15 protein-coding genes are annotated in these 20,421 nt (G+C 59.1%); 5 read left to right on the plus strand and 10 right to left on the minus strand.

Annotation, left to right across the window (positions count from 1 at the left end):
• Window positions 1–25: 25 nt before the first annotated feature.
• The 9 genes from LJD17_RS12745 to LJD17_RS12785 form a co-directional block, all read right to left on the minus strand.
• Window positions 26–1,324, minus strand: coding sequence for a glycosyltransferase family 4 protein (locus LJD17_RS12745; RefSeq protein ID WP_227384561.1), 1,299 nt, complete (start codon window positions 1,322–1,324; stop codon window positions 26–28).
• Window positions 1,321–3,579, minus strand: coding sequence for a glycosyltransferase family 2 protein (locus tag LJD17_RS12750; protein WP_227384562.1), 2,259 nt, complete (start codon window positions 3,577–3,579; stop codon window positions 1,321–1,323). The genes LJD17_RS12745 and LJD17_RS12750 overlap by 4 nt, the downstream gene beginning before the upstream one ends.
• Window positions 3,580–3,587: 8 nt before the next feature.
• Entirely contained in the window at window positions 3,588–4,346 is a 759-nt protein-coding gene (locus tag LJD17_RS12755; protein ID WP_227384563.1) for a hypothetical protein, read from the minus strand.
• A gap of 19 nt (window positions 4,347–4,365) precedes the next feature.
• The gene (locus LJD17_RS12760; protein WP_227384786.1) at window positions 4,366–5,631 is read right to left on the minus strand and encodes a glycosyltransferase family 4 protein; all 1,266 of its coding nucleotides are present in this window, start codon (window positions 5,629–5,631) and stop codon (window positions 4,366–4,368) included.
• Window positions 5,628–6,464: a class I SAM-dependent methyltransferase gene (locus tag LJD17_RS12765; protein WP_227384564.1), complete on the minus strand. Its 837-nt coding sequence runs from the start codon at window positions 6,462–6,464 to the stop codon at window positions 5,628–5,630. Before LJD17_RS12765 ends, LJD17_RS12760 begins: the two co-directional genes overlap by 4 nt.
• Entirely contained in the window at window positions 6,461–8,410 is a 1,950-nt protein-coding gene (locus LJD17_RS12770) for a glycosyltransferase (protein WP_227384565.1), read from the minus strand. Before LJD17_RS12770 ends, LJD17_RS12765 begins: the two co-directional genes overlap by 4 nt.
• 345 nt (window positions 8,411–8,755) lie before the next feature.
• The gene (locus tag LJD17_RS12775) at window positions 8,756–9,496 is read right to left on the minus strand and encodes a calcium-binding protein (RefSeq protein ID WP_227384566.1); all 741 of its coding nucleotides are present in this window, start codon (window positions 9,494–9,496) and stop codon (window positions 8,756–8,758) included.
• A 432-nt stretch (window positions 9,497–9,928) separates the two neighbouring features.
• Window positions 9,929–11,314: an HlyD family type I secretion periplasmic adaptor subunit gene (locus tag LJD17_RS12780; RefSeq protein WP_227384567.1), complete on the minus strand. Its 1,386-nt coding sequence runs from the start codon at window positions 11,312–11,314 to the stop codon at window positions 9,929–9,931.
• Window positions 11,301–13,064: a type I secretion system permease/ATPase gene (locus LJD17_RS12785; RefSeq protein WP_227384568.1), complete on the minus strand. Its 1,764-nt coding sequence runs from the start codon at window positions 13,062–13,064 to the stop codon at window positions 11,301–11,303. The genes LJD17_RS12780 and LJD17_RS12785 overlap by 14 nt, the downstream gene beginning before the upstream one ends.
• Before the next feature lie 373 nt (window positions 13,065–13,437).
• On the opposite strand from LJD17_RS12785, the gene LJD17_RS12790 reads away from it, so the two are divergent.
• Together LJD17_RS12790 and galE are read left to right on the plus strand one after the other, a co-directional pair.
• Entirely contained in the window at window positions 13,438–13,917 is a 480-nt protein-coding gene (locus tag LJD17_RS12790; protein ID WP_227384569.1) for a MarR family transcriptional regulator, read from the plus strand.
• 101 nt (window positions 13,918–14,018) lie between these two features.
• Complete coding sequence (gene galE / locus LJD17_RS12795) at window positions 14,019–15,044, plus strand: UDP-glucose 4-epimerase GalE (protein WP_227384570.1); 1,026 nt, start codon at window positions 14,019–14,021, stop codon at window positions 15,042–15,044.
• Window positions 15,045–15,062: 18 nt separating this feature from the next.
• On the opposite strand, the gene LJD17_RS12800 is transcribed toward galE, so the two are convergent.
• A complete protein-coding gene (locus tag LJD17_RS12800; protein WP_406600810.1) occupies window positions 15,063–16,028 on the minus strand; it encodes an NAD(P)-dependent oxidoreductase in 966 nt (321 codons plus the stop codon).
• A 126-nt stretch (window positions 16,029–16,154) separates the two neighbouring features.
• On the opposite strand from LJD17_RS12800, the gene xylB reads away from it, so the two are divergent.
• The 3 genes from xylB to LJD17_RS12815 all read left to right on the plus strand — a co-directional run bounded on the left by xylB (window position 16,155) and on the right by LJD17_RS12815 (window position 20,376).
• Window positions 16,155–17,639, plus strand: coding sequence for a xylulokinase (gene xylB / locus LJD17_RS12805; protein ID WP_227384572.1), 1,485 nt, complete (start codon window positions 16,155–16,157; stop codon window positions 17,637–17,639).
• A 182-nt stretch (window positions 17,640–17,821) separates the two neighbouring features.
• Window positions 17,822–19,348: a sugar ABC transporter ATP-binding protein gene (locus LJD17_RS12810; protein WP_227384573.1), complete on the plus strand. Its 1,527-nt coding sequence runs from the start codon at window positions 17,822–17,824 to the stop codon at window positions 19,346–19,348.
• Window positions 19,345–20,376 (plus strand): ABC transporter permease subunit, encoded by a 1,032-nt coding sequence (locus LJD17_RS12815; RefSeq protein WP_227384574.1) that lies wholly within the window; start codon window positions 19,345–19,347, stop codon window positions 20,374–20,376. The genes LJD17_RS12810 and LJD17_RS12815 overlap by 4 nt, the downstream gene beginning before the upstream one ends.
• Window positions 20,377–20,421: the final 45 nt, after the last annotated feature.

Below are 20,421 nucleotides of genomic sequence, written 5' to 3' on the forward strand. Positions count from 1 at the left end.
TGGCTGCAAAGCGATGGTTGTAATGTCAGGCCGAGCGCGCGACGGGCGCACTGTTCCGGTCGGCCGCAATTTGGTAATAAAGATCGAGGTGCTTTTGAGCGCACTCTTTATAGGTCATAGGCTCAGCAATACCTGCGCGCAGGCGATCCCATAGAGACGGATCTGTCAGGGCTTCGGTCATGCGGTCGATAAGATCTTCCGAGGACCCCGCGCGAAAGTGAAGCCCGTTGACCCCGTCGGTAATTTTTTCGGCCATCCCCCCGATATTGCTGCAGATCAACGGACGGCCGTGGAAGAACGCCTCCTGGATGACGATTGGGGAGTTCTCCCACCAGATCGACGGAATGATCGCCCAATCGATCGACTGCATCAGCCTCGGCATTTCGCCATTCTGGTATGATCCATAGAACCGCGCGCGTGGGCCCGCCTGCTCGATCAGCTTCTCGATCTTCTGCTGAAACTCCACGGGCTGGCGTTCGAGATTGCCTCCAAAGATCATCAGCTGTGCGTCGTCGCCCCAGACAGCTTCCGGAATGCGCGCAACAGCGTCGAGCAGAACGTCGACCCCTTTGAAGGATGTGATCTGTCCAAAATAGGCAAATCGGCCTCTTCGGCTCCCCGGCGGAAGCGGCCGTGGCGCTGCAGGCTGGCCAATATCGAGCCCGTTCTCAATCACGGTAAATTTGGAGCGATCAAGACCCCAGTCGACATAACGGTCCACCAGGAACTGGCTTGGCGAAACAAAATGGTCGGCCAGCTCGAGAAGTCCGCGAATAAATGTTTCCCGCCGCAAGAACCGTGCGGGGGAAATCTCCGGGAAGCAGGCATTGCAATCGGCCGGCGACGACTGGCGGCACAGGTTGTTGCTGCGTGTCTTCACCATCTGCCCGTGATGATGGCAGATCGACAGGAACTCGTGAAATGTCACGACGACGACCGTGTCCGGCAGCGCACGCTTTACGGCGTAAAGGCATTCCAGGCCTAATCCGATAAAATGGTGAAAGTGAATGACATCCGGCTTCAGATCCAGAACGACGCGCAGGAAATCACGCTCGATCTCGTCCGTGTTGCGGTTGGATAGGAAGAAATGGTCGTACTCGTCCGCGTGATAGAGGATCTCGCCTTCCTTTTGACGCAGGCTGAGCAACGCGGTCCCGCTGTGACGGACCACAGGATGTCCAACCCGTGCCACGAAGCGCGAGCTGACGCCGTCGAGCGAATTCAGGCCCTTATGCAGATTATATGACGCGACCTCAGCGCCTCCCAGCGAGAAGCTGGGATGACCATGAGAGACGACGAGGACGCGCAAGGGGTGATAAGTCATTCGGCACCTCGCATGTTAGAGACCAGCAGGGACCAACGTCGATCAAAGCTCCACCGATCGACATGTTGAACAAGCCGCTGCCAGGGAATGCTGGCCTCGAGGCTGTCGCTGTCCGTTGCAACCACCTCGACATCCGGTAGCCATAGGGACGACGTGCCGGCCAGCTTGAGTTTCAAGCACAGGTCCCGAGACCTTTCCTTGACGCTCATATAGGATTGACTGAATCCGCCGACATCGCAGAAGGCCGAGCGGGACAGCACGCAACACGCCGTCGTTCCCGCCATGACCTCCGCAGGTTCCGTTCCGCGAATGACATCACACGGATAGCCCAGGAAGTTGTCGACGAGGCGACGCTCTCGCGCATCAAGAACCGTTCCGGCAAAGCAGATCGAGTTGTCCTCGAAAATCACCGTCGGGCTGACGAGTGTCTTTCCGCCCCGTTTCCGATACGCCCGCTCCAACGCGGAAAGCCAGCCTGTCCGGCGGGGCAGTACTCCGGCGGATAGAAAAGCGAGTGTTTCGACAGCCGTCGCCTGGACGGCCGCCTCAAGCGTATCGCATGAATCCTGAACCGTATCGGCTGCGACAAGCCGAATACCGAGCCCGTAGAACTTCGCCAGCCGTTGGACCTCCGCCGCGATCCTGCTGAAAAGTTCGACAGGAACGCAGACGAGAATCGGGACGTCATGCATCTCCGGATCAAGCGCCAGGAGCGAGAGGGTCACGAGAACTTCCTCGGGATCGCGCCTTCCGCCTAGAACGAGAGCAAGCTTTGCAGAAGTTTCGTCATAGCCGAAGTCGTGCTGTTGGACAGCCTTGGGCTTGGCATGATCGAAGGCTTGAATCATCGGCCCCATATGAGTTTCGATGGCCATACTGGTCGAGGCCGAACGTGGATCCAGCGCCGCCATGACCTTTTCGAGCGAGCGCCGCGATACCGCGCGAACGGGCTTGAGCGGGTAAAACCCCGCCTTGTCGTCTCCCACCTTGATCTCGAAGTAGATCGGCTCCCGCCCTTCGGTCGAAAGCCCCGGCACGAAAGCGAGGAAACCGTGGTCGTGCCGATGGGGATCGACACTATGACCGAAATTCGCATCGTGCTGGAATGCCGCTGTCACATCTTGACGCGACAGGCGCGTCCATGTCCCGTCGACACGCGATGCTTGCTTGCCGACATGCAGGACGACCTCGGTCACGGATCGCTCCGGATCGAGCATCCAGCCGCTCACCAGCAGGCCTCCCTTCGGGAGCTCCAGAACCGTATCCATTCCAATGCGGACCGGCTCCTTCAATGTGGAGACGGTGTCCCGCCCATCGAAGCGCGCTCCTGCCTTTTGCAGCAAACGGAGCGTCTCCAGATCTGCCGCGGCGCGGGGAAGCACGTCCCGCACGTGAGCAGGCACATCGATCGGCGCCAGATGTACGCGCTTGTCGTAAATTTCGAGCGTCCGCCAGCCTTGTGGACCACGAAAAAAGAGGCGCTGCAACTGCTCGAGATCAATGGCGGTATCGCCGGCCTGGAGGATCCCGATGAAGCCATGGCCCCGGTCGCCAAGATCGCTGCGCTCGACCTTGGCAGCCACGAACTCCGCCGTCACGAGGCCATCATAGGCAGCGATCAGACGAGATCGGTCGGCCGGCAGCTCGCTGGCCCAACCCTGGAGGAAGATCTCACCCGTGTCGAGAACACCCATGACCTCGACAAATCCATCCGTACGCGCTGTCGCGGACAACATGGAAAGCGCCGCAGCGGTTCGTTTGGGGTCCGCCTTTCCACTCACCAGAGCCTGCGCGACGCCGTCCGCCACCTTCGGAAACCCATCTTCCGCGTCTGCCGCGACGATGTTCATCAGGCTCATCAACGGGAGAGCCCGTCGGACGAGCGTATACCTCGCCGGCTGTCCCTTGCGGCGCATGACAATGGAGCGAATACGAACGCGACCTGCAACCTTGACCGGAATGATCGCCAGGAAGCCGACAGCAGCCTCCGGGGCCGCGTCATGGCGGTTCCAGGTGACCACGTTCGCCGTCATGGAGAGAGCCGGATCGCCGTTGAGGAGAACCGGCACGGCGCCCGGCATGCTGTCCGTCACGCCGCTGAGGAGCAGCAGGTCTTCTCCGACCGGCGACGCGATGACGGTCTCGCCATCCGTCGGCATGGCGACCTGGTCGTTTATGAAGTTGCCTGCGATATAATCCGAACGCGCGCCATGCGCCTGGTCGGCCGGCAACATGTGGCGTAGAGCAATCGTCATGAAAATTCCTATCGTAAAGCGATCACGAGAGTAGAAATCGCACTTGCGGCGGAAATTCCGGCAAGCGTGATGAGAACCGCGACAGCCCGGCGCATGGGGCGGTCAGCGGCACTCGTGAGTTCTTTGATCCTCTCGTCGAAGCCCGCGATCATCTTATCGAACCGCATATGGAAAACCTCCACATCCGCGATCCGCTGTGCCAACTCGCCGTGATTGGACCGTACGACCTCAAGGGCCGCGCCTATTCCGTCCTCTTTCGAGGACATCCGCTCTACCTGATCGGCGGTATCGCGTATCCCCTCTACGGCTTCCCGAAGGATCAGCTGGGAACGATGCTGGGCCGCGATCAAAACCTCAAGTTGCTGGAGCACCCTGTTGAGAGGCGCGCTGATCACGGCCTCCGCGGCCCGTTCGCCCTGGCTCGGAGCCGGGAGGACTACTTCCTCGTCGGTGGCGCGGGACACCGCCACAACCTCGACACTTGCCAGATCTTGACCAACCGCCTCAGGCAACTCGATCTCGAAGGCGTAGCCGCCATCGCCGATCCCATTCCGTCTCAGATCGATCCGCTGCTTATCCGCAATCCCTGACGCAACAGTGCGGCCACGGAAAAGAACGCGCACGAGAAGGCGCTCCTCAGGCCGGGTCCGATCCCAAACCCAGCCATAAAGGCGGCGACTTTCAATGGCGTCGAGGCGCCCTTGAATCTGACTTTCAGCCGGCCTGCCCTGCGGTCCGGCTGACACTTTCGCTTCTGCGCTGCTCATGAGTTCATCACTCCTGGCGTTAGGCGGCCTTCGCCGATGCCTGGTTGCCTCGGTAGATATCCAGGTGCCGGTCGGCCGTCGTGGTCATCGTCGGAGGGGGCCGAATTCCTTCGACCAGTTTTTCCCAGAGTTGAGGCTCAGTCATCGCCTGCTTCATGGCGCGTGCCAGTGCGGTCGGATCATCGGGGCGGACATGGATGCCGTCGATCCCGTTGCGCACCGCCTCTGCCATCCCGCCGATACCGCTCACGATCACAGGTCGCCGGTGGTGGAACGCTTCCTGGAGGACCAAAGGCGCGTTTTCCCACCAGATCGAAGGCATTACGACCCAATCCACGGCCGCCATCAGCCGTGAGATATCGCCCGGACGATAGGGCCCGAGGCGGACCACGTGAGGTTCGGTCTCGCCCACAAGGGCATCGACCTCATCCATGAAACTATCGGATTGGAAAGGCGCTCCCCCATGGAGTCGCAATTCCATCTCACCGGCCTTTTCCGCAAGGAGGCGCTGGACAGCCTTGAGAAGCACAGGCGCTCCCTTCCACGGATTCAGGTTTCCGAAGTATCCGAAAACCGCACGGCGACCATCCGCCGATGGTCGGTGTGGGGCGATCGGCGCGTCAGGGCGGCCATTCGGAACGACTTCTATTTGACTTTCAGGGATCCCCCATTCGACAAATCTCTGCTTGATGAAGCGGCTCGGCGCAATAAACTGGTCGACCTGCGAGAAAAGGGTCTTGACGTATCTTTCCCTGAGCAGAAAGCGATCCGCGCCAACATCGGGGAAGCAGCCTCTACACCGATTAGGCGATGCACGCTCGCAACGCTCCCTGCCTGTCGTACGCATCATCAGGCCGTCGTGAGCGCAAATGGCGTAATAATCATGAAGTGTCATGACGATCCGGGCCTGAGGAAGCAGACGACGTACAATCGCAATGAACTCCACGCCAAGCAGCAGCACGTGATGAATGTGCACGATATCGGGCTTGAACTCTTCCAAGAGATTGGTGAGATGCGGAACGACCCCGTAGGTGTCGATCTGGCTCAGATAAAAGTGGTCGAAATGACCACTCCATAAGACCACCTCATCAGGCGCATCGGTAACGACCTGAAAGTTGGTACCCGGTCTTGGCTCCCTGTGAACCCGGTTCGTGGCGGCCAAGAACATCGTTTGGACGCCGTCCCGCGAGCGAAGCTCCTTGAAAAGGTCGTGCGCGAAGATCTCCGTTCCGCCCGGGTGCAGGTCAGGATGATTGTGGGCAACTACGAGGATCCGCATTTTCAGCCCAGCTTCTCGGGTACGGTGGCGATGATCACGTCCTGATAGTGCGTGCTCTCGATGCCCCTCCAATGACCCAGGCTGACGCGCTCGGCATGCAGCCCTGCCTCACGAACCGCATTCTCGACAAGGTTCCGGTTGAATCCGATTGCCGCAAGAGGCGCTGACGGATCGCCATACCATGTCCCGTCCTCCGTCCCGGGCGTGAATTTCGGCCTTGCGTTCGGTCTTTCGAGATCCTCGCCCATAACGAGAAAGGTCGTCATGAAAAGGCGCCCGCCGGGAGCCAGCAAGCGTCTGATCTCCCGGGCATAGGCAGATATTTCCGAAATCGGCAGATGCGTCGCAACGGAAACCATTGCGGCGAAGTCGAAGCTGGCGTCGGAGAATGGAAGCACCACTTCGTGCCCGCCCAGGGACCCGCCCGGATTGTAAAGCTCATGCGCTAGATCGACCTGACAGAACCGAAACCGGGGGTAGACCGTCGTGATGTTCTGAACACACCACTCGATCCCTTCCCTGACCGGGTCGATCCCCTCGTAGCTTCCAGCCTCGCCGTCTAGATACTGTGTCAGCGGAACCGCCATGCGGCCGATACCACAGCCGATATCGAGCACCCTGTCGGAGCGGCGGAGTCCGCCAAGACGTACGAAGTGTCCGAGATACTCGGCGCCGATCGCACGATAGTCTCCATCCCCTACGAAGACACTTTGGGGCGCTGGAGCAGGAAGGAAGCGATTGCGCTCGATCATCTCCATCATCTGGGAGAGCCGTTGATCATCGGCCTCGGAAAGGAGAGGTTTATACGCAGAGACCATGCTGCCGATTTGCGCATTCATGCTGCTTTGCTCCTTTTGGCGATGCGAACCTGTGTGTTCATGATTTGGGTGATCGTTTCTCCCCAACGGGAAGCGTGCAAGGCGCAGTTGTATTGCCAGGCTACTCCCTTCATGTAGTCCATGTTCAACGACATCGACTTGCGCTCGAGATGATAGAGCTCGACTTCAGGCGCGTAGAGAATCCTGCGCTCTTCCGACGTGATTTTCAGGCAGAGGTCACTGTCTTCATAATCGCCGATCACATAGTCCTCTGAAAAGCCGCCCACTTTTTCGAAGAGTGCTCGCGGGGTTACGAGGCACGCGCCGGTAACGGCGGGAACGATCCGCTCCACCAGGGCCGGCGGATAGTTGCGCGGCAGCCCCTTGAAATAGTGGTGATTGAGCCAACGGCCGCGATGATCCTGCTCGAAATACATACCCGCATGCTGCAGAGATCCATCCTCGAACAAGAGCTTCGGCCCAACGGCGCCGACCCGCTTTCGAGCGTCAAGGCGAGACACCAGCGCGGGCAACCAGTTCTGAGAGAGCGGTATGATGTCGGAGTTGACGAGCGCCAACACCTCTGCGCGCGCGAACGATGCGCCGACGTTGCAGGCTCGTGCATAACCGGCATTACGGTCCATGATCAAAAGCGACATCGGGAGCTCATGAACCAGGTGGAGCCCTCTCAGAAGGTGCTCGACTTCGACAGCCTGTTCGGGCGAGTCGAGAACATAGATGAGCTCGGCGTTTCTTCTGAACCACGGATCGATCGCAAAGGCCGCGATTTGAAACCGCAGGAAGTCCAGCGCCTTATAGAGCGGAATTACGACCGAGACTCTCGGCCGCGCCGGAGGCGAGCCTATCTGGCGGATTTCGGGGCGGCTGGCGGGCGACTGCACGCGCTCGTGCAGATTGACGATAACGGGTTTGAGAACCTCGTCGAGCAGCTTCTCGTCCACATGCTGCGGGGGAACCGCTCGAAGCGCAGCCGCTCGTGCTCCCGCCGGGTCCAGCGGCTGCGGTGCCGGTACGAGCATATGATATGCGCCGGAATTCAGGAGAAGGCGGAACCGGGGCTGGAGGACGGGCGCTGCTCCGCCGACGGAAGGTGCAAGAGCTGCAAATCCTGTGGCGCCTACTTGACCTGCGCCGCCCTCAACTCCGACCGCGACCGGATACCGTCGCAAGCTTGAAGTCATGTCGTGAACCGTGCCGTCCCGACCGACCGCGGCAATTCCGGCAACAAGATTCAGGGGGTCGCGATACCACCCTGACACGAGGGTTCCCGCCGCGGTTGAGAGAGCGCAGGTGATCTCCGCCGCCAATCCCGACGGTCCGGAACTGACTCGCTGGCGTTCGAGCGGAGCACCGATTTGAGCCTCGATAGCGGCTGCCATTCCCTTTGGCGCGAACCCGGCCAGCTCGATCAACAAGTGCTCGCGCAATGCGACCGCACGTTTCGCATGGTCCCTGAGCCAGCTGACGAGACTCGGAGGCTTCTTCGATGGCGCGGCCAGAAGGCAGGCGTGGATTCCATCGGTGCCGATAAAGATGAGCTGGGCCCGTTGGCCGCTCATATCGCTCTCCGAAACCAGCAAGTGAAAAATCTCGCGTCCTTTTGCCAAAACGGTTCGGTACGGCTCCCCTCTCAGGCGTGCGACACCATGTCGGCTGAGACGATACACGGCGTTCACCTTACCGACGGACACAGCAAGAGGGGCTTGTACGAGGGCGATATCGTCGACTGTTCTCGCAACGATCGTCGCGGGAGGAACCGCCCTTTCACCTCTGTGAAGGAGAGCTGAAAGGATGCGCAGGAATGTGGTGCTTCGTTGAAGCCGGAAGAGGCTGCTCCATAGTGTGACGAAGGTCGACGTCAACGTTGCGGCCGCGTGCTCCTCGAGGTCCCTCAGAAGCCCTGCTGCGTCTGCGGTCGGCATGGCGGCCGATGGTGCGAGGGTCAACTGAGCCTGCGAACCGAGGGCGCCGGTTGACAACTCAATCTGGAGTGGTGACTCATCGACTAACTTCAATGCCCAGAGGAGTCTCGTGCCTCCGTCTTTCCGCTCCAGACGCAATGACGCGGTGCGAGCAACGACGGCACCTGCGGCAACCGAGAGCGTAGCAGCCCCTCTTACCGTTTCGGGAACATCCCATAGGATAAGCGCGGTGCCGATGCCGAGAAGGCTGACATGCAACTCCCCTTCACTTACATCAGATTGAGATGTCTTAGAGATATCAAGCAGCGCCATACTTAATCAGAGCCTTAGAGAATGGGCGCTGCAGACTTTGCTGCAGCGCCTTTCGCCTTAATGGACGGAGAAGTAGTCGTTCGGATTGCTCTGAACGTCTTCGGCGTTGACATTGACAAGCGTGACCGAGTCGCCATTCCCAAGGTCGACAAGCGTGTTTCCACCGACTTGGTGGACACGGCTCGCGATATCCTCGACGGAAGCGATATCCGTGCCGTTGATGCCCTTCGAGATTTGGAGCAGATCCTCCCCGACCTTGAAGTCCATAACGACGTCGTTTCCGCCACCGCCGGAGAACACGAAAACATCCTGCCCGGAATTGCCGTGGAGAATGTCGTCGCCGGCTCCGCCCTGCAGAATGTCGTCGCCGGAACCACCCCGGAGCACGTCATCTCCAGCTCCGCCTTGCAACAGATCATTGCCGGAATTGCCGTCGAGGATGTCGTTTCCGTCTCCACCTTGAACGACATCGTTGCCATTCCCGCCGCGGAGGTAGTCGTCGCCTGCCCCGCCCTGCAACACATCGTCCCCGTTACCGCCGAACAGGATGTCGTCGCCTGCTCCGCCTTGGACGACATCGTTGTTGTTGCCGCCGAAAAGGGTGTCGTTGCCGGTGCCGCCGAACAGCGCATCTTCGCCTTCGCCGCCGAAAAGAAGGTCATCACCTTCGCCGCCGAACAGCGCGTCGCCGCCGCCGCCGCCGAAGAGGAAATCATCCCCGCCGTTGCCGAAAATCACATCCGGCGAATGGGTACCGTGAAGAGTGTCGTGATAGGCACCGCCCTCGAGAGTTGCCATACCTGTCTCCTTGCTGCTTGGGCCGTTGAGAACAGCCCATCGAATGGAAGAGGTGAATCGAAGCGGTCGAACCGGCTTTTCCGACAGAGGAGCACGGCGTCATAGCGCCCCTGTTCGCCGCACCGCAACATTGCGAGAGGTGCACTGATTTGTAAAGTCTGATCTCAAATAAATCTGAGATTTTATTTAAGTATTACTGTAGCCGTATTAAGTTATTGTTTTAAATCGATAGCAACTACGAAGTATTTATTTTTTAGTTCGAATTTCGAATTACATGAAAATATCTCATAAGTTGCCGACATTTAGCACCTGCGATACGATCTCGCGGCAGCGCACAATCCACGAACCGAACGCGGGCATACGCAGTTCTCAGCGAGCCACGGAGGACTGTCTTAAGTGCTTGGGTTCAGGCGGTGGGTTCTGTGTTCACGTTCATTCTTCTCGGAATGCCCGGTTGAAGCTCTCGGTGATGGGCGCGAGGAGGTAGTCAACCGCTCTACGAGGCTTATTGAGAATGAGAATCTCGGCCGGCATCCCCGGATAGAGCTTGATATTGTCATTCCTGGACAGACTCTCAGGCTCAATCGAGGCGCGAACGACATAAAAGGCGGATTCGTTTCGTTCATCCACCTGTTGATCCGCCGACAGGTAGGTCAGCGTCCCGGACAGAGGCGCTGTGCTGCGGTTGTTGTAGGCCGTGAGCCTGACTTGAACCGGCGCCCCCGGACGAACGGAGTCGATGTCACGAAGGCCGACTTTCGCCTCAATGATCAGCGGCTCGTGCTCAGGAACGATTTCCAAGATAGGTTGGCCCGGAGCTATGACGCCCCCCGGAGTTCGCGTCTTGATATTCGTCACGACCCCGGCCTGAGGCGAAACGATTTCGATTCTCCGGAGAACGTCGCTGGCAGACGTCATGCGTTCGATCGTGTCGGCGAGTTCAAGCTGTGCCGCCTGTAAATCGGCTGCGACCTGCTGCTGGAAATCGTTCTCGATCGACAGGATCTCAAGCTCCGCCGCCGCCTTGGCCTGCTCGGCCTTGGCTTTGCGCGAGACGAGCTCGGCGGCTCTTCCGATGAGTTCGCTTTCTCGCGTTTGAAGTTCCGTCAGACGTGGACGTGGGGCGTAGCCCTTTTCGACAAGGGTCGCGATGGCATTGAGCTCACGTCCGAGCAGCTCCGTTTGACGAGCGTTTGCCTGCGTCTGAGCATCCACTGATTTGAGTTCGGCTTCCTGCTGCTCGACCGTCTTGCGCTGGATGTCGACCCTTCGGGCGAACATTTCGCGCCGTGACAGAAAGACGTTTCGCTCCGCTCGCACGACCTCCTCGGCGATGGGGCTGGGCGAGCTCGTCACATAGCTCGGAAAAGCGAGTTCGTTGTCCCGAACCTGTTCGGCCCGCAGGCGGACAAGCCGCGCCTCAAGACCCAAGCGCTTGGCGCGCAATTGCTCCAGCTCAGCCTTCGCGCGCGTATCGTCGAGCTGGATGAGGGGCTGTCCAGCCTGCACCACATCACCTTCCTGTACGAGAAGCGTCTTGAGAATTCCGCCCTCCAGATGACTGACGGTCTTACGCTTCGAGTCGACGATAACCGTCCCGTTTGCGATGGCCGCGCTGTCGAGATGAGCCGCGAAGGCCCAGCCGACGAAACCTCCGACCCCGACGAGAATCGCCACCAGCCCCGCCACGAACGGCGTGCGCAGCGAGGGTCCGGCCTGCTCTTCGGTCTCCCAGCGTTCAACCCAGTTTCGCTGGGGGTCCTTGATCGGCGCGACAGGGACAGGACGCTTCTGGACAAGGATTTCAGTGCTTCCCACGAGGAGTTTCTCCCTGGATCGCCCGAACGGCATGAGCCGGAACGGGCTTTGTAACCTTCGTGTCTCGATCGTTGATGCCAACGATGTCTGCACGGGGCCCGAACTGAGCCACGCGACCGTCCTGTAGGACCAGAAGTTTATCGACAACCTGCATGATTGATGGACGATGGGCGATCAGAATAACGATCGCACCGTCTGCCCTCGCCGCCTCGATCGCGCGAATAAGGGCCCTTTCACCTTCCGTATCCAGGTTCGCGTTGGGTTCATCCAGCACGATGAGCCGCGGTCTCCCATAAAGGGCGCGGGCGAGACCGATGCGTTGCCTTTGGCCGCCCGATAGAACAAAGTTTCCGTCTCCGAGCCGCGTGTCATATCCAAGCGGAAAGCGTCCGATCATGGCGTGCACGTCGGCGAGGCGAGCGGCGTCCAGCACCAGACGCGGATCCGCCTCCTTCATTCGCGCAATATTCTCTCGAATTGTGCCGTCCAGAAGCGATACCGCCTGGGGAAGGTATCCTACCATCTCGCCGAAGGACTCGCGCTCCCAGAGAAAGACGTTGTGCCCGTCGAGATAGATTCCTCCCGTCGTAGGCTTGAGAACGCCAACCAGCAAACGCGCGAGGGTAGATTTTCCGGCCGCCGAGGGACCAATTATTCCCAACACTTCGCCAGGAGAAAGGGAAAACGAGACCCCCTTCAGGATCGGTACGTCTGAACCGGAAGCCGCATAGACCAGCCGATCGATCGTCAGATCTCCAGATGTGGCCGGCGTCGGCTGCGTGTCCCGCCGCGGCGTCTCTTTCTCGAGAAGATCACAGACGCGCGTCCATGCGGCGGCAGCGAGGACCCATTGGCGCCACCCATCGACCATCGAGTCGAATGGGAGGAGAAGGCGGCCCATGATGATGCTGGATGCGACCATGGAGCCTGGGCTGACTTCCTGTCGAATGACGAGAATGGCCCCTGTCGACATCACGGCGATCTGCATCATGTATCGACAGGTTCGTGTCAGCGACGATAAAGCACGGCCCCGTTTCGTCGCGACATCCAAGAGATCCTGCGCCATAAGCTGAGCACCGCGCCAGCGCCTGGCCAACGCAGGAAGCATCCCCATGGCTTCGATGGCCTCCGCGTGGCGGAGACTGGCACTCATATCGCCGATCCCTTGAATCGCAGCCTCATTCGCTCTTTTGAGGACCCGCCGTGTCAGAAGGTCAGAGACCAGGCTCAGAACGACGATCAAAACTGCCGAGACCAGGGCAACCAATCCGTAGAGCGGATGCAGTGCGAAGAGGACCGCCAGAAAGATCGGGCACCAAATGGCTTCCAAGGGAACGCTGATGGCGTTGCCGGTCACGAAGGACCGAAGATCATTGAGATCGCGGATCGCTTGGCCCGCCCTTCCGCTTCCCTGATGGATGGAGGCCGTGACTGCCGCTTGCAAAACCGGCAGATTGAGGCGGCGCAGAAGAAGGCTGCCCATCACCTGAAATGTCAGAGCCCGGATGTAATCGAGAATTCCAAAAAGAACCAATCCTACGACAGCGACAACGATCAGCATGGTGAGCGTGTCAACGCTTTGACTGTTCACCACACGATCATGCACCTGCAGCATGAACAGGGGGACGGTCAGTTGAAGGATATTGATGATGGCACTCAGAAGGCCCGCATACACGAGACCGATCATGAATGCCTTACGGCCGCGATGGACGAGATTCGCGGCAGCCGGGGAGATAGTCGCCTTGTTCATGCGGACCATTCCTGCAACGATTTGTTCGACGAAAATATGACGGAGAGAGTAATCATTCATCCCGGCAGGGATTAATGTGTGACTGCTTTACATATAAGCAAATCTCTATACCATCATATGTGGAACTTACGGAATGTCACCCTAGAATAAGCATTCCCCTTACAAAACAACAGAACACTACAACTTATAAGTTTAGGGAAAACGTCTTAGAAATAGTTCGAATTTCGAACTAATCACTAGCGTGACAGGAGACGGTATGGAGTTTAAATTTAGCAAGGAGGTGGGGCTTTTTCGGGAAGTCCCAACTGGAGGCTTGTCCGAGCTGCCCCCGGTTCCACAATCTTCAAGAGCACCAGCGCCAACGAGCAATCCAATGGCCGAAGAAACTTCGGGCGTTTCACACCTTGATCTCGTTCGTGTCGTCGAACGCGTTCACCGACGATACCTGGATCTTTTCCGGCTGGATCTCGGGCGACTTGGGGTGGACGATCTGAGTCCCTCTCAGGTCATGATGCTTTTCACGATTGGGGCAGACGAGCTGACGGTCCGAGACCTGATTGACCGAGGCTATTATCTGGGATCAAACGCATCGTATAATCTGAAGAGGCTGGTCGAAGGTGGATATGTCGACCGAAGTGCTTCGGAACGGGATCGGCGCTCTGCTCGCATTCGCCTCTCTGATAAAGGCCGCAAGCTCTGCGACGACGTGCGCAGAATGGACGAGTCCTATCATCGCCTCGTCACGCGCAACGCGGAAGAGAAGCGTGATCTCGAGATCGCTTTCAAGACATTGCAACGGCTCGAGAACGTTTGGACCGGCGCTCTCCGGTACGGAGAGACTAAAATCCCCTGAAAAATGCCTCTCGCATTCCAGGAAGCTTCCCTTTAGAATCCGCTGCCTTTGCGGTTCATTGCCGTCCGCTGGCATCCAGCGGTCTAGTGTAGGTTTGAAGTATGGCTAGATTTCTCGTTACGGGCGGCGCCGGCTATGTCGGCAGTCACACCGTTCTGGCACTCGTCGAACGTGGCGACGATGTCGTTGTTCTTGACGATCTCTCCCAAGGACACCGGCAGGCAGTCCCGTCTGGCGCCGAACTTGTTGTCGAGGATCTCGCAAACACCCAGCGGGTTCGGGAAGTATTCGCCTCTTGGCGGTTTGACGGTGTCGTTCATTTCGCGGCGCGATCGCTGGTGGGCGAAAGTATGCGGGAGCCGCTCCTCTATCTTTCCGAGAACGTGAGCAACACCCTGCGAGTCGCCGAGGCGGCCATCAAATCGGGCTGCACGCGTTTTGTCCTGTCATCGACCGCAGCCCTGTTTGGCATGCCGGATCGTATTCCCATAGATGAAGACTGCAAACTTTTGCCGCTGTCCCCCTATGGCGAGTCAAAGCTCATGGCGGAGAAAGGCCTTGAATGGGCCCAGAAGATTCATGGCCTTCATTGGTCGGCACTTCGATATTTCAATGCTGCGGGCGCGGATCCGAAGGGGCGCCTCGGTGAAGACCATGACCCTGAAACGCATCTCATTCCACTTGCCATCAATGCGGCCCTCGGGCTGGGATCCGAGCTCACGATCTTCGGGGACAATTACGATACGGTCGATGGAACGGCGGTTCGTGACTATGTGCATGTCACGGATCTCGCCGACGCGCATTGCCGCATTCTGGACCGGCTCGGAACAGGTCAAGGCGGCTGCTACAATGTCGGCAACGGCACCGGATATTCGGTTCGCCAGGTGATAGATTCGGTCGAGCGCATATCAGGGCTCAAAGTTCCCCACCGGATAGGACCGCCACGTCCCGGCGATCCCCCGGTCCTTGTCGCTGCCAATGAGAAGCTGCGGCGTGAAACCGGCTGGTCACCGCAATATGCGGATCTCGACGACATCGTTCGCACCGCTTGGGCTTGGCGTTCCGCCCATCCCCACGGGTTTGCGACGTCCTCTTCCGAAGCGGGGACGCTCGCGAGAGTTGTTTGAGCGCACACGAAGTGCTGATCAGGTGCCTCCGCCTCCGTTGGGTCCTTTCAGAGCAGGATCAAGGCTGACTCCGTTCAAGCCGGCCACAATGTCGGAAAGTCTGGGCACGTACTCATCCCCGTGCCCAGTTCCGACGGCTGTGGCGAAACTGTTGCGTACGCTCGAGCCTATAGGGTTGGCGAGCCCAACCGATTGAGCAAAGGACGCCAGATACGTCATGTCCTTCAGCGCGTTGCGCAGGCTGAACTTATGTGCCGTCGGGTCCCGATCAAGAACCCATTTGAAATAAGTTTGATAGAAGCCGCAATCCATTCGGCCTCCGCGGATCACGGCATCGAAGAGCCGCGGTTCGACACCGGCCTTGGCTCCTAAAGCCAGGGCCTCCGCATAGAGCGCCGCATAGCCCATGGACAGAAAATTATTGAGCAGCTTCATGGTGTGTCCGGTCCCTGTCGGACCCGTATGTACTACCCGGCTGGCAAAGGCCTCCAAGATTGGGCGGACCTTCTCAACAATAGGGGCATCTCCGCCCACCATGACGTCTAGTGTGCCGGCTTGAGCATCGGCCGGAGTGCGCCCGAGGGGCGCATCGACGAGAACGCTGCCCGACCGGGAGAGATCTTCCGCCAGCTTTATCGTGACCGACGGATCCGAGGTCGAGCAATCGATGATGGTCAGCGGCCGTTCGGCAGCGGCAAGTCCATCGCTCCCCTGAATAGTCTCCTGCACCTCCGCCGAACCGGTAACGCAGAGAATGATGACCTCCGACATCTGCGCGAGCTGCTTTGGAGTCGTGGCCTCCGTCGCACCTCGTGCCTTGAGGTCTTCAATAGGCTCGCGCCTGCGATGGCCAAGAACAGTCAGGGGCCATCCCTTTTCGATGAGGTTCTTCGCCATCCCATGGCCCATATGGCCGAGGCCGATGAATCCGATACGTTCCTTCGTCACAACTGGTCCCTCTGTGTATCCTGCCGCCCATGTGATTCTTGGGCGCTTTCATCCCGGCGCCAGAGGGGGATGCGTGCAACCGGGAGATATGAGCGGTTTGACAGCCGATGAGAAATGGCAAAGCTCTTTCGACGTTTCTTTCACCAGCGCCGGAGCAGCGGAATGCCGACCTATCTTGGCATCGACGTCGGAACCTCCGCCATCAAGGCGGTCGTCATCGACGAGCAGCAGAACGTCCTTGCAGAAGCGACCCGGCCCCTAACGGTTTCGCGGCCTCATGATCTTTGGTCCGAGCAAGATCCGGACAACTGGTGGCTTGCGGTTCAGCAGGCCATCGGCACTCTTCGAGAGAGCACGCCGGATGGCCTGGCTGCGATCAAGGGCATAGGTCTTTCCGGTCAGATGCATGGGGCCGTGCTGCTGGATTCTCAGGACCGTCCCTTGCGGCCTGCCATTCTCTGGAATGACGGACGCTCTTTCCGGGAAGCAAAGGAGCTGGGAGAGCGATACCCGGAACTCTCCCGTGAGATGGGGGTCATCCCCATGCCAGGCTTCACGGCGCCGAAGCTTCTTTGGATGGCTCGGCACGAGCCCGAGACTTTTCGGGCGATCAAAACCATCCTGCTGCCCAAAGACTACATTCGGCTAAAGCTGACCGGGGAACGTGCGACGGACATGTCCGACGCGGCCGGGACATGGTGGCTCGACGAAGGGTCGAGAGAATGGTCAGGGAGGGCACTGGCGGCCACGGGCCTCGAGCGGCACCAGATGCCGACGCTATTCGAAGGATCGGAGCCGACCGGAACGCTCCGTCAGGAACTGGCGCGTGAATGGGGCCTCCCGGCCGGGGTTCCGGTTGCAGGCGGCGCGGGAGATGCGGCAGCGGGGGCGATCGGTCTCGGGGCGATCCAAGAAGGGGCCGCCTTCATCTCGCTGGGCACATCCGGACAGTTTTTCATCACGACGGAAACCTTCCGTCCCGCTCCGGAAATGCTTGTCCATGCCTTTTGCCATGCCCTGCCCCGCCGCTGGTTCCAGATGGCTGCCATGTTGAACGGGGCGAGCTGCCTTGCATGGTTGTCGGGCCTCCTGAACTCCGAGATCAGCCATCTCTTGAAAGAAGCGGAGGGCACGTATCGGGGGCCGGCTCATTCTCTTTTCCTGCCTTATCTGACAGGAGAGAGAACTCCTCATAACGATCCACATGCCCGAGGCGTCTTCTTCGGTCTGTCCCCTGAAACGAACCAGGCGGATCTCACATTGGCCGTTCTGGAAGGCGTGGCATTCAGTCTCGCCGATGCCAAAGACTGTCTCGTACGAGCCGGGGCTGCTCCTCAGGAAGTCGGCGTGATCGGCGGCGGCTCCCGGAGCCTCCTTTGGATGAGAATTCTCTCAAGTGTGCTCGACCTCCCCCTTGTAAGGTTCCGGAGCGGCGAGAAAGGACCGGCATTCGGCGCTGCGCGCCTCGCCATGCTGGCGACAACCCGAGCCCCTGCCGAAGCCATATGCAACGCACCGCCCGCTCTCGACAGGATCGAGCCCGAGGCCCTGCTGGTGGAGCGGTATCAGCCACGGATCGAGACGTTCCGTAGATTGTACAAAGCTCTGAAACCCGAATTCTCCGTCTCGGCAGGCGGCAACAATTGACATGATGGGATGCAGCGATAGAATTTCTTATTCCTGAAAAATAAACGGTCACATACCGAGTATTCAGGGAGGAACGCCTTGAGTCATAGCCAGGGAAATACTGGGCTAACACTCCATTGCCGCTTGATTGAGGCCGCCTTCGCGCTGGAATCCTTGGTGCATTGCCCGGATAGGACAAATCCATGACCGGATCGGCTCCGATCCTCGAAATGGCTGGAATTTCCAAGACCTTTCCCGGCGTGAAAGCACTGAAAGACGTGTCTTTGACCGTTTATCCAGGCGAAATTCACGCCCTTATGGGTGAGAATGGCGCCGGCAAATCGACCTTGATGAAGATCCTATCAGGTGCTTACCAAGCTGACCCTGGCGGCGTAATTCGCATCGACGGCCAACCTGTTGTGATCGGCAGCCCGCTTGCGGCCATTCATTCCGGCATCTCCACGATCTATCAGGAACTGTCGTTGGCGCCCAACCTCACAGTCGCGGAGAACATGCTTCTAGGCCGTGAGCATCGAAACGGTCCTGCGATCAACCGACGTTCGATGGAGCAGGCATGTCGGGCGGTCCTTGAGCGGCTTAAGGTCACGTTTACGCCCTCCACGCGTGTAGGCGAACTCTCGATGGCCGAGAGACAATTGGTCGAGATTGCTCGCGCGCTGATCGCGAATTCACGCATACTCGTCATGGATGAACCAACGACGTCGCTATCGTCGCGGGAAACGGATGCGTTGTTTGCTCTCGTGCGTCAGCTGCGCTCCGAGGGCATGGCGATCATCTATATCAGCCATCGCATGGCGGAGGTCTATGAACTGGCCGACCGCGTCTCCGTGCTTCGGGACGGGGCATATGTGGGTACGCTGGGACGGGACGACATTTCCGCCGAGCGCCTTGTCCGGATGATGGTCGGGCGCGATCTGTCCTCGTTCTACAAGAAAGAACACAATGCCAAGGGCTCCCGGGGCCCCGTGATCTTCTCGGTCCGCAATGTGCGTGACGCGCACAGGGTACACGATTGCTCGTTCGAGCTACACCACGGCGAAGTTCTCGGCCTTGCGGGTCTTGTCGGCGCCGGAAGGACCGAGCTGGCCCGGCTTATCTATGGCGCCGACCTGCGTACCGGCGGCGAGATCATTCTCGACGGTCGCCGTCTTTCCATCGAGACACCGCAGGACGCCATCGACGCGGGCGTCGTCTATCTCACCGAGGATCGGAAGCATCTCGGCCTCTTTCTCGATCTCAGCGTCCGCGAGAATGTGAACTTGAGCGTACTCGGACGGGATGCCCATGCAGGCGGCGTCCTCAATCTCCGAGCCGCGAAGGAGCGTGCGGTTGCCGCCATTCGCGCCCTCGGCATCCGGGTAGCCGCCGACATCGTCCCCGTTGGGAGCTTGTCGGGCGGTAATCAGCAAAAGGTTCTGCTTTCACGCCTCTTGGAGACGAAGCCCCGCATCCTGATTCTGGATGAGCCGACCCGTGGCGTCGACATTGGAGCAAAATCGGAGATCTACCGACTGATCGACGATCTCGTTCGCAATGGCGTGGGGGTTATCGTCATTTCGAGCGAGCTTCCGGAAATCGTCGGCATCTGTGATCGCGTTCTGGTCATGCGGGAGGGTCGAATTGCCGGAGAAGTCGGCGGAACGGGACATGCTCCGATTTCTCAGGAGAACATCGTGGCCATTGCGACAGGCGTGAGGGAAGCTGCATGACAACTCCGAATGAGACTGGCGCATCCTTTCAGGAAAGTGGAGGCGTCGGAGCCGATACCGGCGGGCAAAGCCGCCAACGGAGGTTGGCTTGGCGCTCGACTGTTCAGGCTTTGGGGATGCTTCCCGTCCTGATCATTCTCGGAGCAGTCTTCGAGTTCATGTCCGGGCGGTTCCTCAGCGTCCAAAACCTATCGATCGTCGCACAGCAAGCTTCAATCAACATCGTTCTGGCCGCGGGCATGACGTTTGTCATTCTCACTGGCGGCATCGACCTCTCCGTGGGGTCGATCCTGGCGGCCGCCGCGATGGTCGCGATCATGGCCTCGAAGATTCCCGACTGGGGATTGCTTGGAATCCCGGCCGCCCTTCTCGCGGGGCTTGGGCTGGGAGTGATCAACGGTGCCTTGATCGCCTTTGCAAGACTCCCCCCTTTCATCGTGACACTTGGTTCTCTGACGGCGGTCAGAGGATTTGCCCGGCTGTTGGGCGCCGATACGACCCAATTCAACCCGCAGCTTCCTTTTGCCTTCATCGGAAATGGCAATCTCTTCGGAGTTCCGTGGCTGGTGGTGATTGCCCTCGTGGTCGTGCTCGTTTCATGGTTCATTCTTCGGCGAACGGTGCTGGGCGTGCATATCTATGCGGTAGGGGGAAACCCTGATGCCGCACGATTGACGGGCATCAAGGTCTGGGCGGTCCTCCTTTTCGTCTACTCCATCTCGGGCCTGGCAAGTGGTCTGGGAGGCGTGATGTCCGCGGCTCGCCTCTACGCCGCAAACGGACTTCAGCTCGGACAATCCTATGAACTCGATGCTATCGCGGCAGTCATCCTCGGCGGCACGAGCTTTGTCGGCGGCATCGGATCGATCTGGGGCACACTGATCGGCGCTCTGATCATTGCCATTCTGTCGAATGGCCTCATCCTCGTCGGCGTGTCCGACATTTGGCAATTTATCATCAAGGGGTTCGTGATTATCGGGGCGGTAGCGCTCGATCGCTATCGCCTGAAAGGATCAGCGCGGACTTAAGCGGAATACCAGCATTCTGTACTTGGATACTGGTTCAAGCGGTCA

The sequence above is a fragment of the Microvirga rosea genome (genome assembly GCF_020595095.1).
GTDB lineage: Bacteria > Pseudomonadota > Alphaproteobacteria > Rhizobiales > Beijerinckiaceae > Microvirga > Microvirga rosea.

Coding starts and splice junctions, on each gene's coding strand:
- LJD17_RS12745 (WP_227384561.1), bottom strand. CDS start 1,324: ATGACTTATCACCCCTTGCGCGTCCTCGTCGTCTCTCATGGTCATCCC.
- LJD17_RS12750 (WP_227384562.1), bottom strand. CDS start 3,579: ATGACGATTGCTCTACGCCACATGTTGCCGGCCGACCAGGCGCATGGC.
- LJD17_RS12755 (WP_227384563.1), bottom strand. CDS start 4,346: ATGAGCAGCGCAGAAGCGAAAGTGTCAGCCGGACCGCAGGGCAGGCCG.
- LJD17_RS12765 (WP_227384564.1), bottom strand. CDS start 6,464: ATGAATGCGCAAATCGGCAGCATGGTCTCTGCGTATAAACCTCTCCTT.
- LJD17_RS12775 (WP_227384566.1), bottom strand. CDS start 9,496: ATGGCAACTCTCGAGGGCGGTGCCTATCACGACACTCTTCACGGTACC.
- LJD17_RS12785 (WP_227384568.1), bottom strand. CDS start 13,064: ATGAACAAGGCGACTATCTCCCCGGCTGCCGCGAATCTCGTCCATCGC.
- LJD17_RS12790 (WP_227384569.1), top strand. CDS start 13,438: ATGGCCGAAGAAACTTCGGGCGTTTCACACCTTGATCTCGTTCGTGTC.
- galE (WP_227384570.1), top strand. CDS start 14,019: ATGGCTAGATTTCTCGTTACGGGCGGCGCCGGCTATGTCGGCAGTCAC.
- xylB (WP_227384572.1), top strand. CDS start 16,155: ATGCCGACCTATCTTGGCATCGACGTCGGAACCTCCGCCATCAAGGCG.
- LJD17_RS12810 (WP_227384573.1), top strand. CDS start 17,822: ATGACCGGATCGGCTCCGATCCTCGAAATGGCTGGAATTTCCAAGACC.
- LJD17_RS12815 (WP_227384574.1), top strand. CDS start 19,345: ATGACAACTCCGAATGAGACTGGCGCATCCTTTCAGGAAAGTGGAGGC.